Origin of the sequence: Actinomyces sp. HMSC08A09, from assembly GCF_001807465.1 — a bacterium.
In the GTDB taxonomy this organism is placed as follows: domain Bacteria; phylum Actinomycetota; class Actinomycetes; order Actinomycetales; family Actinomycetaceae; genus Actinomyces; species Actinomyces oris.
In genome coordinates this window covers 68428-89626 of record NZ_KV789151.1, presented here as the reverse complement: position 1 = coordinate 89626, position 21199 = coordinate 68428, and the positions used below count along the sequence as shown (strand labels likewise).

General features: G+C 68.3%; 21 protein-coding genes. 14 read left to right on the top strand and 7 right to left on the bottom strand.

Translation table 11 applies throughout. From position 1 onward, the window contains the following. Nucleotides 1–77: 77 nt before the first annotated feature. The 4 genes from HMPREF3165_RS11220 (at nucleotide 78) to HMPREF3165_RS11205 (ending at nucleotide 2979) form a co-directional block, all read left to right on the top strand. On the top strand, nucleotides 78–1142 hold the full coding sequence (locus HMPREF3165_RS11220) for a sensor histidine kinase (RefSeq protein ID WP_070513545.1): 1065 nt from the start codon (nucleotides 78–80) through the stop codon (nucleotides 1140–1142). Continuing rightward, entirely contained in the window at nucleotides 1139–1861 is a 723-nt protein-coding gene (locus HMPREF3165_RS11215) for a response regulator transcription factor (protein WP_070513542.1), read from the top strand. Before HMPREF3165_RS11220 ends, HMPREF3165_RS11215 begins: the two co-directional genes overlap by 4 nt. A 312-nt stretch (nucleotides 1862–2173) precedes the next feature. Beyond that, nucleotides 2174–2713, top strand: a complete 540-nt coding sequence (locus HMPREF3165_RS13070) for a RelA/SpoT domain-containing protein (protein ID WP_256275297.1) — start codon at nucleotides 2174–2176, stop codon at nucleotides 2711–2713. Beyond that, the gene (locus HMPREF3165_RS11205) at nucleotides 2710–2979 is read left to right on the top strand and encodes a hypothetical protein (protein WP_070513537.1); all 270 of its coding nucleotides are present in this window, start codon (nucleotides 2710–2712) and stop codon (nucleotides 2977–2979) included. The genes HMPREF3165_RS13070 and HMPREF3165_RS11205 overlap by 4 nt, the downstream gene beginning before the upstream one ends. A 156-nt stretch (nucleotides 2980–3135) precedes the next feature. Here the strand turns inward: HMPREF3165_RS11205 and HMPREF3165_RS11200 are convergent, their stop codons facing one another. After that, entirely contained in the window at nucleotides 3136–4314 is a 1179-nt protein-coding gene (locus HMPREF3165_RS11200; RefSeq protein WP_070513533.1) for a bifunctional glycosyltransferase family 2/GtrA family protein, read from the bottom strand. Nucleotide 4315: 1 nt separating this feature from the next. Then, nucleotides 4316–5347 (bottom strand): phosphodiester glycosidase family protein, encoded by a 1032-nt coding sequence (locus HMPREF3165_RS11195; protein ID WP_070513530.1) that lies wholly within the window; start codon nucleotides 5345–5347, stop codon nucleotides 4316–4318. Between the two features lie 460 nt (nucleotides 5348–5807). Here HMPREF3165_RS11195 and HMPREF3165_RS11190 point away from each other — a divergent pair, with 460 nt between their 5' ends. The 5 genes from HMPREF3165_RS11190 to HMPREF3165_RS11170 all read left to right on the top strand — a co-directional run bounded on the left by HMPREF3165_RS11190 (nucleotide 5808) and on the right by HMPREF3165_RS11170 (nucleotide 10919). Next, nucleotides 5808–6524 carry an ABC transporter ATP-binding protein gene (locus HMPREF3165_RS11190; protein WP_070513526.1) on the top strand — a complete coding sequence of 239 codons (717 nt, stop codon included), beginning with the start codon at nucleotides 5808–5810 and terminating at the stop codon, nucleotides 6522–6524. Beyond that, the gene (locus tag HMPREF3165_RS11185) at nucleotides 6499–7638 is read left to right on the top strand and encodes a hypothetical protein (RefSeq protein ID WP_070513523.1); all 1140 of its coding nucleotides are present in this window, start codon (nucleotides 6499–6501) and stop codon (nucleotides 7636–7638) included. The genes HMPREF3165_RS11190 and HMPREF3165_RS11185 overlap by 26 nt, the downstream gene beginning before the upstream one ends. 178 nt (nucleotides 7639–7816) lie before the next feature. Next, nucleotides 7817–8989 carry an ABC transporter substrate-binding protein gene (locus tag HMPREF3165_RS11180; protein ID WP_070513520.1) on the top strand — a complete coding sequence of 391 codons (1173 nt, stop codon included), beginning with the start codon at nucleotides 7817–7819 and terminating at the stop codon, nucleotides 8987–8989. Continuing rightward, nucleotides 8989–10164: a FecCD family ABC transporter permease gene (locus HMPREF3165_RS11175; RefSeq protein ID WP_083303307.1), complete on the top strand. Its 1176-nt coding sequence runs from the start codon at nucleotides 8989–8991 to the stop codon at nucleotides 10162–10164. Before HMPREF3165_RS11180 ends, HMPREF3165_RS11175 begins: the two co-directional genes overlap by 1 nt. After that, nucleotides 10161–10919 carry an ABC transporter ATP-binding protein gene (locus HMPREF3165_RS11170; RefSeq protein WP_070513517.1) on the top strand — a complete coding sequence of 253 codons (759 nt, stop codon included), beginning with the start codon at nucleotides 10161–10163 and terminating at the stop codon, nucleotides 10917–10919. The genes HMPREF3165_RS11175 and HMPREF3165_RS11170 overlap by 4 nt, the downstream gene beginning before the upstream one ends. Before the next feature lie 17 nt (nucleotides 10920–10936). On the opposite strand, the gene HMPREF3165_RS11165 is transcribed toward HMPREF3165_RS11170, so the two are convergent. Further along, the gene (locus tag HMPREF3165_RS11165; RefSeq protein ID WP_070513515.1) at nucleotides 10937–12010 is read right to left on the bottom strand and encodes a tetratricopeptide repeat protein; all 1074 of its coding nucleotides are present in this window, start codon (nucleotides 12008–12010) and stop codon (nucleotides 10937–10939) included. Continuing rightward, complete coding sequence (locus tag HMPREF3165_RS11160) at nucleotides 12007–13404, bottom strand: AAA family ATPase (RefSeq protein ID WP_070513512.1); 1398 nt, start codon at nucleotides 13402–13404, stop codon at nucleotides 12007–12009. The genes HMPREF3165_RS11165 and HMPREF3165_RS11160 overlap by 4 nt, the downstream gene beginning before the upstream one ends. Before the next feature lie 130 nt (nucleotides 13405–13534). On the opposite strand from HMPREF3165_RS11160, the gene HMPREF3165_RS11155 reads away from it, so the two are divergent. After that, nucleotides 13535–14842 (top strand): multidrug effflux MFS transporter, encoded by a 1308-nt coding sequence (locus HMPREF3165_RS11155; RefSeq protein WP_070513510.1) that lies wholly within the window; start codon nucleotides 13535–13537, stop codon nucleotides 14840–14842. 21 nt (nucleotides 14843–14863) lie between these two features. On the opposite strand, the gene HMPREF3165_RS11150 is transcribed toward HMPREF3165_RS11155, so the two are convergent. The 3 genes from HMPREF3165_RS11150 to HMPREF3165_RS11145 form a co-directional block, all read right to left on the bottom strand. Continuing rightward, nucleotides 14864–15277, bottom strand: a complete 414-nt coding sequence (locus HMPREF3165_RS11150; RefSeq protein ID WP_070513507.1) for a serine/threonine protein phosphatase — start codon at nucleotides 15275–15277, stop codon at nucleotides 14864–14866. A 76-nt stretch (nucleotides 15278–15353) separates the two neighbouring features. After that, entirely contained in the window at nucleotides 15354–15623 is a 270-nt protein-coding gene (locus HMPREF3165_RS13060; protein WP_236750178.1) for a hypothetical protein, read from the bottom strand. Between the two features lie 5 nt (nucleotides 15624–15628). Then, on the bottom strand, nucleotides 15629–15856 hold the full coding sequence (locus tag HMPREF3165_RS11145) for a hypothetical protein (protein WP_070513505.1): 228 nt from the start codon (nucleotides 15854–15856) through the stop codon (nucleotides 15629–15631). 825 nt (nucleotides 15857–16681) lie between these two features. On the opposite strand from HMPREF3165_RS11145, the gene dnaK reads away from it, so the two are divergent. From dnaK to HMPREF3165_RS11125, 4 genes are all read left to right on the top strand, one after another. Next, nucleotides 16682–18541 carry a molecular chaperone DnaK gene (gene dnaK / locus HMPREF3165_RS11140; protein ID WP_003788848.1) on the top strand — a complete coding sequence of 620 codons (1860 nt, stop codon included), beginning with the start codon at nucleotides 16682–16684 and terminating at the stop codon, nucleotides 18539–18541. Beyond that, the gene (locus HMPREF3165_RS11135; RefSeq protein ID WP_003788850.1) at nucleotides 18538–19167 is read left to right on the top strand and encodes a nucleotide exchange factor GrpE; all 630 of its coding nucleotides are present in this window, start codon (nucleotides 18538–18540) and stop codon (nucleotides 19165–19167) included. Before dnaK ends, HMPREF3165_RS11135 begins: the two co-directional genes overlap by 4 nt. A gap of 194 nt (nucleotides 19168–19361) precedes the next feature. Beyond that, nucleotides 19362–20405: a DnaJ C-terminal domain-containing protein gene (locus HMPREF3165_RS11130; protein WP_003788852.1), complete on the top strand. Its 1044-nt coding sequence runs from the start codon at nucleotides 19362–19364 to the stop codon at nucleotides 20403–20405. Then, complete coding sequence (locus HMPREF3165_RS11125; RefSeq protein ID WP_070513502.1) at nucleotides 20402–20899, top strand: heat shock protein transcriptional repressor HspR; 498 nt, start codon at nucleotides 20402–20404, stop codon at nucleotides 20897–20899. The genes HMPREF3165_RS11130 and HMPREF3165_RS11125 overlap by 4 nt, the downstream gene beginning before the upstream one ends. Nucleotides 20900–21199 lie beyond the last annotated feature (300 nt).

Here is a 21199-nt window from a genome sequence, read left to right as displayed (position 1 = left end):
GGTCCCGCCGCCTCAGACCCAGGTCCGTCAGACCCAGGTTCGATGAAGCGTCCGAGCCGCCTTCCTAGACTGGCCGCGTGCCAGCCCCAGACGTCCCACCGCGCCACTCGCCGCTCGGGCGCGCCATCACCGGGCTGACCGTGATTGTTCTTGGCCTGGGCACCCTGGTCGGCTACTCCCCGGATCCTTCTCGGCGCGCCCAGATGACGGTACTGCTCGTCATGGCCGGGCTCGTCGCCGCCTCCCTGTGGCTGCGGCGGCGCGACCGGCGTGCCCACGAGCGGCGCCTGACCCAGGAGACCGCCGCGCGCGCCGTCGCCGAGGACCGCCTCGTCATCGCCCGTGAGCTGCACGACGCCGTCTCCGGCAACCTCGGCGCCATCACCGTGCGCTGCGCCGTGGCCCGGCGACTCGAGACCACCCCCGACGGGCTGCGAACCGCACTCGACGACGTCGAGACCGCCTCCCGCGAGGCCACTGACGCGTTGCGGCGCATGCTCGCCGTCCTGCGCGACGAGAACATGCCCCCGACGCCCGGGGCGCTCGCAGCGATCCCGGCGGGAGACGCGCCGGCAGCCGGCCCCGGCCCCGTCAACAGCCTCGCCGAGGCCCTTCGGGAGCTGATCGACAGGGCCCGCCGCACCGGCGTCACCGTCGATCTCGACGCCGATGCGCCGCACATCGGCGCAGATGCGGGCGTCGCCCAAGCCGCGACGATGACCGATAGTCTCCCGGCTCCGACGGCCCAGGCCGCTACCCGGGTCGTGGCCGAGGCCCTGGCCAACACCGCCCGCCACGCCGGCCCTACGCGCGCCCGCGTGACCCTCCGCAGGGAGCCGGGACGGCTGCGCATCGCCGTCGTCGATGACGGGCCCGCGACCGGATGGGAGCCCCACCCCGGGGCCGGGCAAGGACTGCGCGGACTTCACGAGACCCTGACCGCGCTCGGCGGAACCCTGACCGCCGGCCCCCGCGCCGACGCCCCAGGCTTCGCCGTCGAGGCCATCCTGCCCATTCCCACCGACGACGCGGCCGGGGCCACCAGCAGCACCCGGGGTTCCGGAGACAGCACGGGCCCGGAACGCAGACCCGCCAGTGAGTCACCGGATACCGATCCCAGGAGCGACAGGGGCAAGCCATGACGGATCCCACCAGTGCGCCGACCGACAAGACCGGCGGGTCTCCCGGTGCCCCCATCCGGGTCCTCATCGCCGAGGACCAGGCCCTCCTGCGCACCACCCTGGCGGCCCTGCTCGAGGCCGAGCCCGGCATGAGCGTCGTCGGCCTGGCCGAGGACGGTGCCCGCGCGGTCGCCCTGGCCACCGAACTGCGCCCCGACGTCGTCCTCATGGACATCCAGATGCCGGGCCTGACCGGCATTGAGGCCACCAGAAGGATCTGCGCTGACCCGGCGCTCGCGGCCACGCGCGTCCTCATCCTCACCATGTTCGAGATCGATGACTACGTCTTGGGAGCCCTGCGCGCCGGCGCCTGCGGCTTCCTTCTCAAGGACGCTGACCCGCAGTCCCTCGTCGACGCCGTGCGCACCGTCCATGAGGGGCAGTCGCTGCTCAGCCCCCAGGTGCTGGCCCGCCTCGTGGCCCGCATGCCGAGCACGACGTCGACCGGCACCTCCCGTAGCACCTGGACCGGTGAGGTCGAGGCCCTCACGCCCCGCCAGCGCGAGGTCCTCCTGCTCATCGCCCGGGGCCTGTCCAACAGTGAGATCGAGGTCGAACTCGGCATCACCCGGGCCACTTGCCGCAGTCACATCACCGCGCTCCTGGCCCGCCTGGGCGCCCGCGACCGCGCCCAGCTCGTCATCGCCGCCTACGAGGCCGGCCTCATCAGCCCCCGCTGAGGTCTGTCATGATGCGAAACTGAGGGTCTCGTTCGCTTGTCCTGCCGTCGCATAGACTCGAGGCTACGAGGACGAGGCGTGAGAAGCAGTGACGTCAGGCTGGATGGAGGGGAGGGGAAGATGCTCTCCAAGAGTGCGGTACGTAAGGCCGGCTCGGTGATGCGACGTCAGGCTGAGGGGAAGGCATCTCAGGAAGAGGTGGAGCGGGCGCTTGCCATCGTTAGCGCCTTTCGGGCCTCCTTCGCCGGCCCACTGGAGGCCACAAGCGGCGAATGAGCAACTCTTCTGGAAGTCCACCAGATTCAGGGTGAAGTGAGTCAACGTCTCAAACGTATGCCTACGATCCTGGAGAAGATCACTTCCAGGGAGTCGAAGCTGGACCTGTCACGAATGCAGGACATTGGTGGTTGTCGCGTGGTGTTGTCTTCGAACGAAATCAGTGAGTTGCGTCGTTTGGAGGCATGTGTACGTGAGCGTTGGGCGGAGGCAGTGAGACGCACCTCGGACTACGTGGGCAGGCCGCGAGCATCGGGCTATCGAGCTGTGCACGTGGTTGTTGAGCAGGATCAACGGCTCATTGAGATTCAACTGCGTACTCAGCGCATGCATCAGTGGGCGCAACGCGTCGAAGGGCTGAGTGCTGCTTTCGGTACCAACTATAAGCAGGACGGAGAATCCTTGGTCCAAGAGTATGCGAGACTCACCGCAAAGATGTACATTGCTCTCGATGCTGGTGAGATTCCAGTTCATGAGGATCGGCAACAGTTCGAGCGTCTCAGTGCGCTGATTGCTGAGGAACTGGCAGGACTTGGTAAGAATGTTGGACCCATGTTCGGAGGAGAGAGCATATGAGCGCCAGAACTGGTTCCATCCAGCAGTTCCTTCTCATCTATGACCGTAGGCGAGACGAGCTCTTGTCTCACGAGTCGTTCGGAGATGATGCCGTGGCCGCAACTACTGCGTACCGTGCCGCTGAGATCGAGTACCAGGATCGCCCTGAGATGGACATCGTGCTTGTCGGAGCTGAATCATTGGAGACGATTAAAGTCACGCACAGCACCTACTTCACCGGATCAGCCGCGCGCCTCCTTGATGAGATTCGCGCAGGCGTGAGCTGACTGCCGTGCACTGAGCCGGTTCCCTGACCGAGGGGTGGGCGCGAGGTCGTACCTTAGGGCGTGAGATCGAGGGGTAGGGGTACGACCTCGAGACCTACGGTACGACCTCGCGGAGGCCGGCAGCGCCCTGGTCGCCCCAACCGTCCAGGGTCCGCCTCACCTCCGCTCCTTGAACACCAGCCGGCGCTGCGCCACATAGCTGGTCACGTAGATGGCCCCGTCGCCGAGAACCTTGGCGATCCCCAGCGGAATTCCGACCGCTGTGAACGCCTTGAGCATCAGGTAGCTGGCCGCCAGCAGGCTCACCGCCAGGACCGTGTACCGCACCGCCGTGCGCACCACGGTCCCGCGCCGCGCCCGGAAGACCCGGCGATTCATGAAGAAGTTCGCCGTCCCGGACACCAGCCGCGCCCCCACGACCGCCGCCAGCAGGCTGCCCGTCATCGCGAAGATGACCATGACACCCAGCCAGTCGATCCCGAAGCTCGCCAGCGACGCCCCCATGAACCGCAGCAGCGGAGCATAGATCCGCGCCGAGTCCTGCACCGGCCGGAAGTGGGAGGAGGTGTTGCCCGGCTCGTAGACCGTGGCGATCTCCACCTGCTCCACCACCATCCCCAGCTCGTGGGCGCGCAGCAGCGCGGAGAGCTCGTACTCGTAGCGGTCCCCGGGAACCTCCTGCAGCCACGCCAGCCGCCCGGCGGGGTAGCCGCGCAGACCCGTCTGGGTGTCACCCAGCCTCCAGCCGGTCGCGCCCCGGAACAGCAGGGCAGTCACGTCGTTACCGATCCGGCTGCGCAGCGGAACCGGCCCGGTGAAGCGCCGCACCCCCAGGGTCATGTGCCCGGTCTCGCGCACCCGCGCGGCCACGGCCTCAATGTCCGACGGCGTGTGCTGCCCGTCGGCGTCGGCGCACACCACGTCCGCCTCGGGCCAGGTGGCGGCCGCGTGAGCCAGGCCCGTGCGCAGCGCCTGACCCTTGCCCTGGTTGACCGGGGAGCTGACGACCTCGGCGCCCCGGGCGCGGGCGGCGGAGAAGAAGGGCGCGTACTGCGGCCCCGAGCCGTCGTCGACGACCAGCACCGCGCAGTCCCGGCGCGCACCGCGCAGACGGGCCACGAGCACGGCCAGGCGCTCATCGGGCTTGTAGGCCGGGATGAGAACCACGAGCGCCACCGCCGCCCGGGGACGGCGCTCGCCCCCGGTCCGCGTCGTTGTCTCGTTGCCCACGAACCGGTTGCCCGCCGTCCGATTGGCAGCGGTCCGGTTCGCGGGGGCGATGACCCGCGGCAGGATGCGCGGCGAGATCTGAAGGGCTGTGTCGGTGCCGTTCATCTCAGGCTCCGTTCGCGATGTAGAGGATGTCGGAGGTGTCGCGCTCGCCCCCGTTGGAGGGCTGGTTGATGATCGAGCCGTTGAAGTACATGGCTGACGAGCCGCCGCCGTCGATGTTGTAGGCGCAGGCGCACCCCAGGTCGGCCATGATCTGGGCGAGCTCGGTCATGGTCACGCCGCGCGAGTAGCCCTCGTTGCGGCCGTCGACGACGACGAGTTTGAGGTGGTTCGTCTCCACCCACCCCACGGCGGTGCGCGGCTGCTTGCCCTGGATGGAGTGGTTGCCGACGTTGGTGTCCACCTCGACCTGGTCGATACCGGAGAGCACCTTGGAGTTGTTGACCAGCGCCGGCCCGAAGGACAGCGTGTTCCACACGCCCGCGTCCAGGAGCGTCTGCGCCTTGGTGGTGGTCTCGTCGTAGACCTCCACGCGCCCGTCGCTGTAGAACGCCATGCCGTCACGTGTTCCGCTGTCGCGGTAGATGACGCCGTTGCGGATGAGGATGCCGTCGCTGCGGAAGCCGTAGTAGTCGCCGTTGATGGCCAGGACGGCGTCGTGCTCGGAGGCCATCGTGGTGGGCTTGGCGACGATGTTGGTTCCGTAGGAGTTGTTGGCGAAGGCGCTGCGCAGGTCGGTGGCGTTGGTGAGCTTGACGTCGGCCACGTAGTAGGTGACGGTGTCGCTGCCCGAGCCGGTGGAGACCTGCTCAATCTTGATGCTCGTATTCGATGAGGAGTAGGAGTTGTCACCGACCGTCACGTTCGTGGCCGGGGTCGCCGAGGAGTTGGCCGCGTTCTGCGCCTTGGCCTCCAGCGCGGTGACGTCGCCGACCTCCACGTGTTCGATGACGAAGCGGTTGAGCGCCCAGGCGCTGGTGCCGGTGGCGGCCAGACCCAGGACGGCGGCGCCACCCAGGAGGAAGCGGCGGCGCGGGTGCTTGCTGGACTTCGAGGAGCGGTCGCGCCGGCCGGAGTCGTGGTTCTGGCTGGACTGGGGTGACTCGGGCGGGCTGAGGGTGTCGGAGCTGTGCATGACTCAACCGTGTCGGCCCCGCGTATGCCAGACGTAGGTTGACCTTGTGGGTCTCCTGTGAAGCCGCGGCTGGTGGAACGACGCGGAGAATGGCGTCGCGTCAGGTGTCAATACTCCCGGAGGGTGAGAGTCCTGCGCGCAGATGGTCCCTGAAATCCTTCCAAGGGTCCTGGCCTGCGCATACAGTGAAAGGGGATCGGGTAGCTGGTGCCCGTAGATGGTGCCCGCCGTGAGAATCTGCGACAAAGGAGGCGGTCGTATTGTCGGAACGGACTCTGCGCATTATTCGCATTGTGGTTGTGGTGCTCAACGTGATGGTGGCTGTCGTCTCCTTCCGGCGGGGAGATACCTCGGCCATGGTCATCGCCATTGCTGTTGCCGCGCTCTTCCTGATCCAGCTGGCCCGTTCATCCTCCGACGGTAGAGGCCGTGGTCGAGACGACCGGACGCCTCCGAGGTCATGAGCGCCGTCGGCGATGCCCCGGCCCACCTCCTTGAGGTCGAGGGCCTGTCCGCCTGGTACGAGCGAGACCGACCGGTTCTCACCGACGTCTCCTTCGTCCTCGAGGCCGGCGAGGCCGTGGGGCTCATCGGTCTTAACGGCGCCGGCAAGACTACGATGCTCACCTCCTTGTGCGACGTCCACCGTGGAACGCGCTTCGATGTGCTGCGCTATCGGGGGCGGGAGGTGCGCCCGGGCGACGAGCGCTTCAAGGCCGCCCGCTACCTCAGCCTCGCCGACGACTCCTCCTTCCCCACCTGGAACCTGGATGCCTTCATCGGCTTCCTCGAGCACGCCTATCGCCTGCGCCCGGACCGTGGCCGCCTCGAGGAGCTGATTGAGGGCTTCGACTACGGCCGCTACCGGACCACAGCCTTCTCCCGCCTCTCCAGCGGCTCACGGAAGAAGGCTAACCTCATCGCCGCCTTCTACCTGACCACGCCCCTCCTCTTCCTGGACGAGCCCGTCGACTTTCTCGACTTCGCCGCCACCGAGTTCCTGTACCGCAGCATCAACGCCGCCGCCGCATCCGGCCGCTCGGTCCTGCTCAGCTCCCACATCGCCGAGTCCTTCACCCGCTGCACTCGGCGCCTCTACGTGCTCTCCGCCGGCCGAATGACCGGCCCCTTCTCCACTCCTGAGGACTCCGATGCCGTGGCGGCGCTGGTCAGTTAGCCGGGCCGCCCTGAAGGCGGTGACCGGGCAGTTCGTGGGGCGTCAGACCGTCTTGAGCGCCGTCATCCTGTGCGCTCTGGCCGCTTGGTTCGGGACGTCGACCGACCTCCGCGTCAACCCGCGCATCGCTGTCACCGGACTGGTCCTGGCCCCCGTTGGCCTGTCGGCCACGATCGCCTCGACCTGGATCGGCTCCGGCCGCTGGGACGACCTGGCCCGCTTCCCGCTCCGACGCGACGAGCTCGCCCGAGCCACCTGCCTCGTGGCCGGCGCCGTCATCCTGCTGGAGGCGGTTGTGCCCATCACCCTATTCATCACGCTGGCCGACGGCGGGAGGGGCGGCCCGAGTTCTGAGGTGGGTATTGCCGCGACGACGGCGGTGGAGATGGTCGTCGTCGGGCTCGGAGCCTCGTCGCTGGGGCTGACTCTGTGGGCGGGAGAGCGGATCGGGCTGCGCTGGGCAGCCGGTGGGGCCCTCGCCGTCGGAACGCTCCTCTGGTGGCTCGCGCCTGCGGCCTCGGCTCTCCTCTTTGCCGTCTGCGTCGTGGCGATGCTCGGCTGCACCGATGGGTTGCGGGTGCGCCGAACGCAGGTGGGAACCGTCCGTAGCCGTCGCAGCCTGGTCCTCGGTGAGCTGGCCACCGTGCGCACCACGCAAGTCAACACTTTCATGATGCTCGTCGTCGGCCTCTTCTTCACCTACACCATGGCCCGCCGCGGTCTGACGATCCCACTGCCCATGGCCTTCGTCGTCGTTAACACGCCACTGAACGCCTACTTCTCCCGCTACCTCAGCACTCGCACCGTGGTGATGGCCGCCCCCGGATCGAGGCGGGTCCTCGTCGCTTATGCCCGAGACCTCACACTGTTGTACATGATGTCCAACTGTCTGGTGGGTGCACTGATCGTTTGGCTGGGAGGCGGTCTTGCGGAGGTGGTTGCAGCCGGAGTGGTGGTCTCGCTTGCCGGGGCGTCGACGGCGGTCCTCCTGGAGGTCTACCGCCCGCTGACGGGCTGGAAGTCCGAACGTGACGTCATGCGTCACCCACGCAAGTACCTCCCGCCGGCTGCGGCGCTGCTCGCCGTCATGGTCGTCCATGCGCTCGCGCCGTAGCCGGCCCGCTCGGCCTGCGGCGACTCGTCGCGCTCGGCACCTGTGCCAACCTCTACATACCTCCCGTAAGATTTGTATGACCTTACTAAAATTAGATGATGTCCCTTGGCAAATTAACTGAGGTGGCCCTAAGGTCCTAGGTGCTTCGTGTTCGCCCTCGCCTCACCGAAGGACTCTCATGCGCCGTCGTACCCTGATCATGGCCCTCCCGCTCACCGCCGTCCTCGCCAGCTGCGGAGTCGCCTCCCGCGCCGGCAAGGGCTCCAGCGCCGGCGCCTCGGCGGGCGCCTCCGGCGGCGGCTTCGAGGTCACCGACGTCGTCGGCCGTAAGGTCACCTTCAGCGCCCAGCCCAAGAGGATCGTCCTGAGCGAGTCCCGCCACGTCTACTCCCTGGCCTTCCTCAACAAGACCAACCCCATCGACAAGGTGGTCGCCTGGGGCGAGGACCTCCAGAAGGCCGCCCCCGACTTCTACGAGAAGGTCCTCTCCGTGGCCCCCAAGGCCGCCGACCTGCCGAAGATCGGCAACATCGCCAAGGACGGCCTGCCCATCGAGACCTTGGTGAGCTACAAGCCCGACGTCTTCATCATGACCCTGGACGCCTACAACTCCGCCAAGGAGAAGGGCTACCTCGAGAAGCTGGATGGCCAGAAGATCACCTACGTCGTCACCGACTTCCGTCGCGACCCGGTGAAGAACACCGTCCCCTCGGTCACCCTCATGGGCGCCGTCTTCGACAAACGCAAGGAGGCCGAGACCTTCGTCAACTTCTACAAGAAGCAGGTCGATCCCATCGTGGCCAAGGCGAAGTCCCTGTCCTCCAAGCCCACCACCTTCCTGTGGCGCAGCCCGGGCGTCAACGACCCCGGCGCCACCTACTCCACCGCGAACCTGGGTGCGATCGTCACCGCCACCGGCGGCACCAACATCGCCGACAGCCTCCTGTCCGGGGAGGAGGGCGTGCTCACCCCCGAGCAGGTCATCGCCTCCAACCCCAAGAACATCATCGCCACCGGCGGCGAGTGGCAGCAGCAGAAGATCAAGGACACCGCCCAGACCAGCTACGTCCACCTCGGCTACAAGGCCGACGAGGCCTCCGCCAAGGCCAGCCTGGAGCAGCTGAAGAACCAGCCCGGCTACGACCAGATCCAGGCCTTCACCGACCGGCACGTCTACGGCATCTACCACCAGTTCTACGACGCCCCCTACAACTTCATCGCCTACCTCACCTTCGCCAAGTGGCAGAACCCTGAGGCCTTCTCCGACGTTGACCCTGCCAAGGTCTGGAAGGACTTCCACGACCAGCACATGCCCTGGAAGGCCGAGGGCGTCTTCTTCGCCGCGATCTGATGGGGGACCCCCACGTCACGGCTCCTTCCGACGACGTCGCAGCGCACCAGTCCGATACCGGCCGGGTACCGGACGGTGCGGCGTCGACGACGAAGGCCGACGGGCCGGCCGATACGCCCACGGACATGGCGGCGTCGGCCTACGCCTCCTACCGCCGTCGAACTGCGCGGCGCGTCGCGATGCTCCTGGGGCTGGCCACCCTGCTCCTGGCCGTCTTCCTCGTGGCCCTCATGGTGGGGCCCCTGGGGTTCAGCCCGGCCCAGGTGCTCGGAGCCCTCTTCGACGCCGACTACGACCCCTGGGTCGCCAACATCGTCATCAATCTGCGCCTGCCGCCGGCGCTGCTCGCGGTCCTGGTCGGTGGGGCACTGTCCCTGGCCGGCGTGCAGATGCAGACGATCCTCGACAACCCGTTGGCCGAGCCCTTCACCCTGGGGATCTCGGCGGCCTCGGCCCTGGGGGCGGCGCTGGCCATCGTCACGGGCCTCGTGCTGCCGGTGGCCACCGGCGCCACCCTGCCGATCGTGGCGATGACGGCGGGGCTGGCGGCCTCCCTCACCATCGCGATGGTCTCGAGGCTGCCCTCGGTGACCAAGGAGATGACGATCCTGCTGGGCATCGCCCTGGTCTTCAGCTGCCAGGCGCTCCTGGCGCTCGTGCAGTACCGGGCCTCCACCGAGAGCCTCCAGCAGATCGTGTTCTGGTCAATGGGCTCCCTCATGCGCGCCACCTGGCCAGCCGTGGCCACCGTCTCGGCGGCCCTGCTCGTGGCCACGCCCGTCTTCTGGGTCAACGGCTGGCGGCTGACCGCCATCACCCTGGGGGAGGCGCGCGCCGCAGCCATGGGCATCAACGTGGCACGCCTGCGCGCGTGGACCCTGGTCGGCGTCTCGTTGCTGGCCGCCCTGTCCGTGGCCTTCGTCGGGATCATCGGATTCGTGGGACTCGTGGGGCCGCACATGGCCCGCGGCCTGGTGGGGGAGGACCAGCGCTTCCTCGTGCCCGCCTCCATCCTGTGCGGCGCCACCCTGCTGACCGCGGCTCACACCGCCAGCCAGCTCATCGTGCCGGGTGTCGCCGTACCCGTCGGCATCCTGACCGCCCTGGTGGGTGTGCCGGTGTTCCTCACCATCATCTTCGGGCGCCAGCGCTCGGCGGTCAGGAGCGGTTCATGAGCCTCATCCTGAACGACCTCACCTTCTCCTACGGCAGGCGGGTCGTCCTCCAGGGCGTCGATGCCACCTGGGAGACGGGCCAGACGGTCGGGCTGCTCGGCCCCAACGGCGCCGGCAAGTCCACCCTGGTCACCTGCGTGGCCCAGCTGCGCCGCCACCTGGGGGAGGTGACCTTCGCCGGGCGCCCGGGTCATGATCTGCGCGGCATGATCGGATACATGCCGCAGGGCCTGCCCGGCGACGCCGCCCTGACCGCGCTGGAGTCGGTGCTCACCGCCTCGCGGCGCGGCATGACCTGGCACACGAGCCGGGCCGATATCGACCTGGCCTGGAGCGCCCTGGACGAGCTCGGGGTGGCCGAGCTGGCCGACCGCCCACTGGGTCAGCTCTCCGGTGGGCAGCGCCAGCTTGTCGCCCTGGCCCAGACGCTCGTGCGCGAGCCCGGACTCATCCTGCTCGACGAGCCCACCTCCGCGCTCGACCTGCGCCGCCAGGTCTCGGTGCTCTCCCACGTGCGCCGGATCTGCCACCGGGACACCGGGCGCCTCGCCGTCGTCGCCCTGCACGACCTCAACCTGGCGGCCCGCTTCTGCGACCGCCTCGCTATCCTCGCCGGCGGGACGATCCGCGCCGAGGGATCGCCCGCCGAGGTGCTTCAGCCCGACATCCTCGCCGAGGTCTACGGGCTGCGAGTGCGGATCGTGCCCGACGGCGACCACGTCATGGTCGCCCCCGAGGCCGAGCAGGGGGCTTGAGCGGGGGCCTGGCGCCGTCAGGCGTTCCGGCCTCGGATGAAGGGGATGATCCGGAGAACGATCCAGCCGAGCGCCAGGTGACCAAGGCTGGCTCCGGCCACGCCGAAGAGAACGGCGTCGGCCCCCCGTATCGCACAGACGGTGCCGAGGACGAGCCCCAGCCAGAGAACGACGGCTGCGGCGGACCACAGGCTGAGGAATCGATGGGTCCGGATGAAGGAACGCAGTATTCGCCCGCTACGGCTGGTGAATGCGCGCCGAAACGCCCGAATGCGTGAGTTGGCCGACTGATACGTGGGGATCGCCGCCAGGATCAGCGGCAGAAGCAGGAGATTGCCGGGCAGGTTCATGGACCTGACGAGCGGCAGGAACAGCAGCGTCAGGATCGTGGCCCCCCACAACCCGAGGCACGCGCTGCTGGTGAGCTTCATGAGGAAGGCGTCGACCATGAGACGTGACCTCTCATGGTCGGAGGTCTGGGTCGTGTACGCGGCGAGCGCCTTGGCGGCGTCGTGGTGGTTTCCGCGCTCATCGAGCATCCAGGATCGCAGGAGGAGGGCGTCGTCGAACATGGGGTCGAGTGCGAGCGTTTCCTGCAGGGCGGTCTCCGCCGCCTGCGGGTCGGTCTCCATCTGCGCCACTGCCAGAATCATGTGGTTGTCAGCTGAACCCGGTGAGAGCCTGGCGGCCTCGCGGGCGTAGAACAGGGCCTCCTGTGTGTGCCCCATCCTGGTCAGCGCCATGGACATGAGGGAGAGCAGTGCATCATCCTCGGGGGCCAGCTGCAGGGCCGTCCTCAGAGAGGGCTCCGCCTCCGGATCGCGGTCCTGGGCGATCAGGGCCTCAGCCAGAAGCCGGTGGGCATCAGGATCATTCGGTTGCACCGCCAGGGCCTTGCGGGCCGCGGCCTCGGCGTCCCCGAAGCGGTCCACACTGTTGTGGGCGAGCGCCATGACCTTGTACGTGATGCTGGCATTGTCCGGGTAGCCGGCGAGCAGATGAGCGAGGATCTGCATGGCCCGCTCGTACTGACCGACTTCGATGAGCCAACCGGCCCGAGTGACCTCCTGGCTGTACTGGTCCTCGCTCATAACATGCGGTGCCGCTTCATCCACTCGCGCAGATCCGCATACTCCCCGGAGGAATCGGCGTACTCGATGACGGTGCGAGCGGTCTCGAACCAGGGGCCGGTCGAGGGGCGGACCTCCTGGATGGCCGCGTACATGTCCTGCATGTTCATCAACCGAGGCCGGCCGGTGCGCACCGAGTCGATGAGCGCCTTCTCCGCAGCGGAGTCGCACACGTGCGACAGGTCCGCTCCGGTCAGCCCCTCGGTCATGCGCGCCAGGACCTGCAGGTCGATGCCCTCCACGGGACGCTCGCGCAAGTGCGTGTGCAGAATGGTGGCGCGCGCCGGCTCATCCGGCGGCAGGACGAGCAGGGTCCGGTCCAGCCGCCCCGGCCGGCGCAGCGCCGGATCGATGTCCCAGGGGGTGTTGGTGGCGGCCAGGATGTAGACGCCATCATTGTCGTTACCGATGCCGTCGAGCTCTTCGAGGAGCTGGTTGACGACACTGCGCATACCTGAGTTGCGTGTGAGTGAGCGCTTGATTCCGAGAGCGTCGATCTCGTCGAGGAAGAGGACGCAGGGAGCGTGGTTGCGCGCCTTCTGGAAGATCCTGTGGAGGTTGTTCTCGGAGATGCCCATGTAATGGTCGAGGATGTCAGTGAGCGTCACCGACAAGAAACCAGCACCCATCTCGCCGGCGATGGCGCGGGCGATGAAGGTCTTCCCCGTTCCGGGCGGACCGTATAGGAGCAGGCCGCCGCGCAGGCTCTTGCCGTAGAGCCGGCGCAGCTCGGGATTGCGCATCGGGGCCAGGAAGGAGGCCTCGAGCCGGTTCTTGACCTCGACCATGCCGCCGACGTCGGCCAGGCAGATATCGGCCCGCTCCACCTCCCAGTCCCCCGGGAGGCTGTAGTTGTCGTTACTGACCAGGTGCGACTCGGAGAGAGCCGAGTCGGAGCCGGAGGACTTCTCGGAGGACTCTGAGGATACGAAGGGAGCGGCGGGTCCGCCGTCGAAGTCCTTCTCGGCCCGCTGCCAGTCGAAGTCCTTGAAGTCGTCCGATGCTGTCGAGTCCTTGGGGGCAGGAGCCTCTGGAGAGCTGGGGGCGGACGGGGCGGCGACCTGGGTGGGAATTGGTGAGTCGTGCGGGACGTCGATTGGTGACGCTGCGCTGGGCGCCGGCTCTGCTGGCTGCCCCACGGGTGGTTGCGCGGCCTGCAGTGAGAGTGCCCTGGCCATGATGGTGCGGGCACGCTCATCGGTGGGGGCGTACTGAAGGGCGACTGCGCAGTGGGTGACTGCTTCAGCGTTGCGGTCGGCATCGACGAGGAGCTCGGCCAGGTGGGTGCGCAGCCGGACGTCGTCGGGAGTGGCTTCTACGGCACGCGTCAGGGATTCAATCAGGGGATCGGTCACCCGGCCAGTCTAGAACCGGGAAGGGTGACAGGTATTGGCGTCACTGTGCGGAACGATCCGGCCACGCCGTGCACCGCGTCACGCATGGGCGTACTGACGCCTCGGTCGGAACTCTCCGTACTCTCAGGGCATGACAGCTTCGCCGGCCACTCCGTCCGACCACGGGCTGAGGACGACCTTCCCCGCCACGCTCCTCATCGCTCTGGCCGCGCTCGCGGCCGTCGCACCTCTGGCCACCGACGCCTACCTGCCGGCCTTCGCCCAGATGGCCGATGACCTGGGCGTCTCCGCCTCCAGCGTTCAGCTGACGATGACCACGTTCCTCGTGGGCATCGCGCTCGGCCAGCTGGGTATCGGGGTCCTGTCCGATCGCGTCGGCCGGCGTCCCCTGCTGCTGTGGGGCAGTGTGCTCGCCCTGGCCGCCAGCATCGGCGCTGCCCTGTCCCCGAGCCTGCCCGTTCTCCTCATCGCCCGCTTCTTCCAGGGGCTCGGGGGCGCGGCCGGGATGGTCCTGGGGCGGGCAGTCATCTCCGACCGCTCCCGTGGGATCACCGCCGCACGGGCCCTCAGCGTCGTCATGGCGATTCAGGGGATCGCCCCGGTGGTGGCGCCGATTCTCGGGGGCGTGCTCGTCGAGCCCATCGGGTGGCGCGGCATCCTGGGAGTCGTGGCCGCCTTCACCGGGCTGCTCGTGGTCATGGTCCTTCTCTGGGTGCCGGAGTCCCTGCCCGCCGAGCGGCGTCACGACGGCGGCCTGCGGATGCTGCTCGACGGCACCCGTGAGCTGGCCCGCGACCATGTCCTCGTGCGTCTGCTGTTCATTAATGCCCTGTCCTTCGGGCTGCTCATGGCCTACCTGTCTGCGGCTCCTTTCGTCCTGCGCAACGTGCTGGGCATGGGGACGGTGGCCTATACGGCGGTCTTCGGGCTGTGCGGGGCGACGGTGACGGTGACGATCGCGGTGGCGGCGTCGCTCGTGCGCCGCTTCTCCCAGGCCCGCCAGGTGCGGGTCGGGCTCATCGCGGGGCTGGTCGTCGACACGGTCTTCGCGGGGGTCTGCCTCTTGTGGCTGCGCGAGCCGGTGACCGGGTCAGAGCGGATGCCGCTGCTGGTGGCGGTCGTGGCCCTCTTCCTGGCGCACGTGGCCTGCCTGGGGCTGTCGATGGGCAACGCCCCGGCGCTCGCGCTCGACCGCACGGGTCGGTGGGCGGGAACCGGTTCCGCGCTGCTCGGTTTTCTGCAGTTCGTCGTCGGTGGGCTCGTCAGCCCGCTGGTGGGGCTGACCGGTGAGGCCAGCGGTGTGGCCTTCGGCGTCGTCATCGTGGCCGTCGGTGCCGTCGCCAATGTCCTGGCGGTCTTCGGCCTGCGCGAGCGGGGCGAGAAGCAACGCCTGGCCGCTCAGGTGACCGAGCGCCGACAGCGGCGCCTGGGCCAGTGACGGCTTCGGCCGGCAGCGCACTCAGGAGGCTGAGCGCAGCCGCGTCGTCGGAAGAGGCAGCTCGGTGGCGCCGATGAGGTCTACGGACTTGGCGATGTTGGTGGCCGAGAGGTCCTCCATCGCCCTGGCGACGATGACGCGGTCCCGGTGAACCTCGCGGATCCTGACCCGGGTCCAGCTCGCCTCGCCCGTCTGCAGATCGTCCTCCTCAAGGAGCCAGTCCTCCGCCAGAAGCCGCAGGCCGATCGCGTCCAGGGCCGCCTCGGCCTCGTCGAGCTCCATGGCCTCGCCGCGCCGGACCCACAGCCGGTCATACGGGATGAACCGGCCGTCCGCACTCATCTCGATATAGCCCACATGCTCGCCGTCCTCGCGACGCAGGTGGTCGAAGACGTCCTCGGGATCGGGCAGGCCTTCCGGTGGCGGGGCGCTCATGCGTGCCAGGTTATCGGGCTGGCGAATGCCTCCCCATCAGCGCAGGCCTGTTGCTTCCGACGTGGCCTGATCTACTTCAAGCCACGAGTGGCTGATAGCGCTGACGGGCTGCCTCACCGGAGGTTCCGACCATATTTCCAATGGCCGCCCAGGACATCCCAGCATCCCGAGCACCTCTGATGGCATCAAGGACATGTCGTTCGGCCTGGGCCTGTTCAGCAACTGCGTCTCGCAAGGCCGCTAATGCGGCCACGTCGACCTCATCGGCTGCGACTGGTTCGTAGTTCTCGAAGCGGGCGGCCAGCTCGTCGGCATGTGCCAGGATCTCGTCAACAGTACGGGGCATCGTCATCACCTCAGAAACTTCTCTCGGGCACGCATGGCGTGGACGATGACGATTGCTGTGATGCCTTGAATGTAACCAATCTCGAGAACAAGGGCAGCCCGGTTGGCTCCCAGGAGCATAGTGAAACCATCTCCCATGTCCCAGGCTCGGATGGGGTGGTGATAGGCGTAAAGGATGTCGGCCTCGCTCAGGCCGTGCTTCAGCGCCGATCTGGCAATGATCGGATCGTCCACAGCTCCAAGGTAACTTGTGATGCGCTGTGTGGTCGAGCGGTGTGGTCCTGGGGCGGCGCTGGTGGTTGTCGCAGTTTCGACTGCCCGGTGAGCGTGCGGATGCCGCAGATGCCTTGGCTGACATCGGCGTGGAGCGGGGCGCTCATGCGTGCCAGGCTGCCGGGCTGATGGGTGCCGCCACATCGGCGTAGGTCTGTCACTTCTGTGGATTGGTGTCACGATTGGCGACTTTTCCGGGGCCGGTACGGCATCTACCGGCAACCTCGCAGAGGTGACGTGGGGCGTCGGTGCTGGTCAGGGCTGGTTGCGGGGAGGGGGAGTGTGGCGGGGCGAGGTTGGTGGGCTCTGAAAAGTCGCCAATCGTGACACGTCGGTGGTGCGTGGGGCTGGGTGGGCTGATCGAGAACGTACTTTCGCGCCGAGGACTGCGTTCTCCCACAGAACTCTCGGGTGGGGCCTCAGTCATCTGTGGGAATGCGCAGTCCTCGGCGCGTATCGCAGTCCCCGTATGTGGCTGGGATGCGCCGCCTGACGCGGCCGGAACCGTCCGTCATCCTGTCGCGGCCAGGGCGCTTCGCGAGGCAAGTGGCTCGTGCTGTGTTCGCATGGCAGGCCTGTGTTGCAGGTCACTGTCGGCCCTGGGAATGGACTGCGGCCCGCCAGGGTTGAGCCAGTCAGACTCAAGGTTGTATGCAGTCAAGTTGACAGAGCCGGACTCAATCACAATCCTGAGTGCATACGACTCAACCTGAAGGCGCCGGAACCTCCGGCCCTCACAACAGACATCAACTGACCACAAACCAGCAACCACAAGGAGCACATCACATGGCACGCGCTGTCGGTATCGACCTGGGTACCACCAACTCTGCTATCGCCGTCCTCGAGGGTGGCGAGCCCACCATCATCCCGAACGCCGAGGGCGGTCGCACCACCCCCTCCGTCGTCGCCTTCTCCAAGTCCGGCGAGATCCTCGTCGGCGAGATCGCCAAGCGTCAGGCGGTCACCAACGTCGACCGCACCATCTCCTCGGTCAAGCGCCACATGGGCACCGACTGGTCCGTCGAGATCGACGACAAGAAGTACACCGCCCAGGAGATCAGCGCCCGCATCCTGGCCAAGCTCAAGGCCGACGCCGAGGCCTACCTGGGTGAGCCCGTCACCAACGCGGTCATCACCGTCCCTGCCTACTTCAACGACGCCGAGCGCCAGGCCACCAAGGAGGCCGGCACCATCGCGGGCCTGACCGTGGACCGCATCGTCAACGAGCCCACCGCCGCGGCCCTGGCCTACGGCCTGGACAAGGGCAAGGAGGACGAGCTCATCCTCGTCTTCGACCTCGGTGGCGGTACCTTCGACGTCTCCCTGCTCGAGGTCGGCAAGGACGACGACGGCTTCTCCACCATCCAGGTGCGCGCCACCAACGGTGACAACCGTCTGGGCGGTGACGACTGGGACGCCCGCATCGTCGACTGGCTGGTCAAGCAGGTCAAGAGCAAGGACGGCGTGGACCTGTCCAAGGACAAGATCGCCATGCAGCGTCTCAAGGACGCCGCCGAGCAGGCCAAGAAGGAGCTGTCCTCGGCGACCTCCACGAACATCAACCTGCAGTACCTCTCCATGAGCGAGTCCGGCCCCATCCACCTCGATGAGAAGCTCACCCGCTCCAACTTCCAGGAGATGACCGCGGACCTGCTCGAGCGCACCAAGATCCCCTTCCACAACGTCATCAAGGACGCCGGGGTCAAGGTCTCCGACATCGACCACGTGGTCCTCGTGGGCGGCTCCACCCGCATGCCCGCCGTTGCCGACGTGGTGCGCGAGCTGACCGGCAAGGACCCCAACAAGGGCGTCAACCCCGATGAGGTCGTTGCCATCGGCGCGGCCCTTCAGGCCGGCGTCATCCAGGGCGACCGCAGCGACGTCCTGCTCATCGACGTCACGCCGCTGTCCCTGGGCATCGAGACCAAGGGCGGGGTCATGACCAAGCTCATCGAGCGCAACACGGCCATCCCGACCAAGCGCTCCGAGGTCTTCTCCACCGCCGAGGACAACCAGCCCTCCGTGCTCATCCAGGTCTACCAGGGCGAGCGCGAGTTCGCCCGGGACAACAAGCCGCTGGGCACCTTCGAGCTGACCGGTATCGCCCCGGCCCCCCGCGGCGTGCCCCAGATCGAGGTCTCCTTCGACATCGACGCCAACGGCATCGTCCACGTCTCGGCCAAGGACCGCGGCACCGGCAAGGAGCAGTCCATGACCATCTCCGGCGGCTCCGCCCTGCCCAAGGAGGACATCGACCGTATGGTCAAGGAGGCCGAGGCCCACGCCGAGGAGGACAAGAAGCGCCGCGAGGACGCCGAGACCCGCAACTCCGCCGAGCAGCAGGCCTACTCCATCGAGAAGCTCCTCAAGGACAACAAGGACAAGCTGCCCGAGGACGTCCACTCCGAGGTCTCCGAGGCCGTCGCCGACCTCAAGAAGGCCCTCGAGGGTGACGACATCGAGCCGGTCAAGACCGCTCAGGAGAAGCTGAACTCGGTGGCCCAGAAGGTCGGTGAGGCCCTCTACCAGGCCGACGCCGCCGCCCAGGCCGCGGGTGACGCCTCCGCCTCCTCGGCCGGCTCCACGTCCTCCGACGACGAGGACATCGTGGACGCCGAGATCGTCGACGACGAGGACTCCAAGTGACCTCGGCCGGCCCCACCCCCGAGAACGAGGGCATCGACCCCGAGCTCCAGGCGGCCGTCGAGTCGGCCTTCGAGGAGGTCCCCGACGACGTCCGTGAAGGACTCGCCCAGGGCTCGCCCGAGGGCGCGGCCGGCCAGGCCGACGCCGCCTCTGATGAGGCGGCGGGGGAGGACCCGCTGGCCCAGGCGCAGGCCCAGGCTGCTCAGGCGGCCGACGACCTGGCCCGGGCCCGGGCGGACCTCTACAACCTCCAGCAGGAGTACCAGGGGTTCGTGCGCCGCTCCCGTGAGGGCGCGGCCTCCCACCGGGACGCTGGTGCCGCCGGCGTCGTCGAGGCCCTCATCCCGGTCCTCGACGAGATCGAGCTGGCCCGCCAGCACGGCGACCTGACCGGCACCTTCGAGACCACGGCCGGCAAGCTCGAGTCGATCCTGGCCGAGAAGTACTCCCTGGAGCGCTTCGGCGCCGTGGGTGAGGTCTTCGACCCCACGCTGCACGAGGCCCTCATGGCCACCGAGTCCAGCGAGGTCACCGAGCCCACCATCGCCGCGGTCCTCCAGCCCGGATACCGCCTGGGTGAGCGCGTCGTGCGCGCCGCCCGCGTCCAGGTCGCCAACCCGGCCTGATACCCACCGCACCCCACACCCCGGCCCGACGGCGGACCCGAGCCAGCAGCTCTGGCGGGTCTGAGTCCGCCGTCGGGCCGGCAGGTGCACCAGGGCGCCCCAGGCCCAGGGCCGCGGAGCCGTCCACCCCCACAATCTTCAGCTTCAGTAAGGAAAACCCACGATCACCCGGATAAGGAGGCGGTGAGACGACCATGGCCAGTCAGGACTGGATGACGAAGGACTTCTACGCGGTCCTCGGCGTGAGTAAGGACGCCGACGCCGCCGCGATCAAGAAGGCCTATCGCACACTCGCAAAGAAGTACCACCCCGACCGCAACCCCGACGACGCCGCAGCGGCCGAGAAGTTCAAGGAGATCGGAGAGGCCTACGCGGTCCTGTCCGATGAGGCCGAGCGCAAGCAGTACGACGCGATCCGCTCGATGGCCGGAGGCGGCGCCCGCTTCCAGGCCGGCGGCCCGGGAGGGGCCGGCGGCGCCGGCTTCGAGGACATCCTCTCCTCCATGTTCGGCGGCCAGGGCGGCAACGTCCGCTTCGAGACCGCTGGCGGCGCCGGCGAGCCCGACCTTGACGATCTGCTGCGCATGTTCGGCGGCACCCCCAGCCCCACCCGCTCCGGTGGCCGCTCCGGCCCCTTCGGCTTCGGTGGCTTCGGAGGCTTCGGCTCCCAGCCCCAGCCGCAGAAGGGCTCCGACGTCCTGACCTCGGCGACGCTGGACCTGCGCGACGCCGTCGCCGGCACCACCGTGGAGCTCACCGCGGACGGGCGCACCATGAAGGTCCGCATCCCGGCCGGTGTGCGCGACGGCCAGAAGATCCGTCTGCGCGGCAAGGGCCGAGCCGGCCTGAACGGCGGCGAGAACGGCGACATGGTGGTGACCATCAGCATCAAGAAGCACCCCGTGTACTCGGTCGACCCGGTCGACGGCGCCAACCTGCGCATGGACCTGCCGGTCACGCTGCGCGAGGCCGCCCTGGGCGCCACGGTCGAGGTTCCGCTGCTCGACGGCGGCACCTCCAAGATCAAGATCAAGCCCGGCACCTCCTCGGGCACCGTCATGCGCCTGCGCGGCAAGGGCGCCACCACTCGGAAGAAGACCGGCGACCTGCTGGTGACCATCCAGGTGGCCGTGCCCAAGAAGCTCTCCAAGGCCGCTAAGGAGGCCCTCGAGGCCTTCGATGAGGCCATGGGCGACACCGACCCGCGGGCCACCCTCATGGAGGAGGCGGCGAAGTGAGTCGGCACCGGGCCGGGCAGGGCCTGGGGCACCTGGCCGACGACGCCGCCGAGCGCGCGGTCTACGTGGTCTCGGTAGCGGCCGAGCTCGCCGGGATGCACCCCCAGACCCTGCGCCAGTACGACCGGCTCGGACTGGTCAGCCCCGCCCGGACCCGCGGGCGGGGTCGGCGCTACTCCCACCGCGACGTCGAGCGCCTGCGTCGCATCCAGTCCCTGTCCCAGGAGGGCATCAACCTCGAGGGCATCCGCCGCATCCTTGCCCTGGAGGCCCGCGTGGAGGAGCTGGAGGCCGACAACGCCCGCATGCGCAGCCGCGAGGCCGTCGTCCAGCGGATCTTCGCGGCGGCGGCCGACGGCGAGGTCCAGGTCGTCGCCCCCGGCCGCCAGGGCCGCGGACCCGCCCCGCGCCACCCCGAGGCGGGGCGCGCACGCGCCGCCGGTACAGCGGGAGGCGCGAGCACTGCTTTGGTGCCCGTGCGCCGGTGGTACTGACCGACACGGATTGGCACTGACTGGGACTGGCGAGCGCTGATGAGCGCCGGCGGGCAATGATGAGCGCCGGCGCGTCCTGGACGCGGCATTGAGACGCCAGCACTGATGCAGCACTGAGCCCATCGGCCGCTGCGGCGGAACAGACGGCCGGCCCCCGCCCCTCATTCTCCGGGCGGATGCCGCCGGTCGACAACCGCCCGTAAGGTTCCGCTCATGCGGATGACGACCTCCTTCACCGGTTCGCGGGGCGTGCGCTACCCCGCCCCCGACGTGGCCCGTGGCTTCATGCTCCTGCTCATC

Coding starts and splice junctions, on each gene's coding strand:
- HMPREF3165_RS11195 (WP_070513530.1), bottom strand. CDS start 5,347: ATGCACAGCTCCGACACCCTCAGCCCGCCCGAGTCACCCCAGTCCAGC.
- HMPREF3165_RS11215 (WP_070513542.1), top strand. CDS start 1,139: ATGACGGATCCCACCAGTGCGCCGACCGACAAGACCGGCGGGTCTCCC.
- HMPREF3165_RS11155 (WP_070513510.1), top strand. CDS start 13,535: ATGACAGCTTCGCCGGCCACTCCGTCCGACCACGGGCTGAGGACGACC.
- HMPREF3165_RS11175 (WP_083303307.1), top strand. CDS start 8,989: ATGGGGGACCCCCACGTCACGGCTCCTTCCGACGACGTCGCAGCGCAC.
- HMPREF3165_RS11150 (WP_070513507.1), bottom strand. CDS start 15,277: ATGAGCGCCCCGCCACCGGAAGGCCTGCCCGATCCCGAGGACGTCTTC.
- dnaK (WP_003788848.1), top strand. CDS start 16,682: ATGGCACGCGCTGTCGGTATCGACCTGGGTACCACCAACTCTGCTATC.
- HMPREF3165_RS11190 (WP_070513526.1), top strand. CDS start 5,808: ATGAGCGCCGTCGGCGATGCCCCGGCCCACCTCCTTGAGGTCGAGGGC.
- HMPREF3165_RS11180 (WP_070513520.1), top strand. CDS start 7,817: ATGCGCCGTCGTACCCTGATCATGGCCCTCCCGCTCACCGCCGTCCTC.
- HMPREF3165_RS11200 (WP_070513533.1), bottom strand. CDS start 4,314: ATGAACGGCACCGACACAGCCCTTCAGATCTCGCCGCGCATCCTGCCG.
- HMPREF3165_RS11205 (WP_070513537.1), top strand. CDS start 2,710: ATGAGCGCCAGAACTGGTTCCATCCAGCAGTTCCTTCTCATCTATGAC.
- HMPREF3165_RS11130 (WP_003788852.1), top strand. CDS start 19,362: ATGGCCAGTCAGGACTGGATGACGAAGGACTTCTACGCGGTCCTCGGC.
- HMPREF3165_RS11170 (WP_070513517.1), top strand. CDS start 10,161: ATGAGCCTCATCCTGAACGACCTCACCTTCTCCTACGGCAGGCGGGTC.
- HMPREF3165_RS11185 (WP_070513523.1), top strand. CDS start 6,499: ATGCCGTGGCGGCGCTGGTCAGTTAGCCGGGCCGCCCTGAAGGCGGTG.
- HMPREF3165_RS11165 (WP_070513515.1), bottom strand. CDS start 12,010: ATGAGCGAGGACCAGTACAGCCAGGAGGTCACTCGGGCCGGTTGGCTC.
- HMPREF3165_RS13060 (WP_236750178.1), bottom strand. CDS start 15,623: ATGCCCCGTACTGTTGACGAGATCCTGGCACATGCCGACGAGCTGGCC.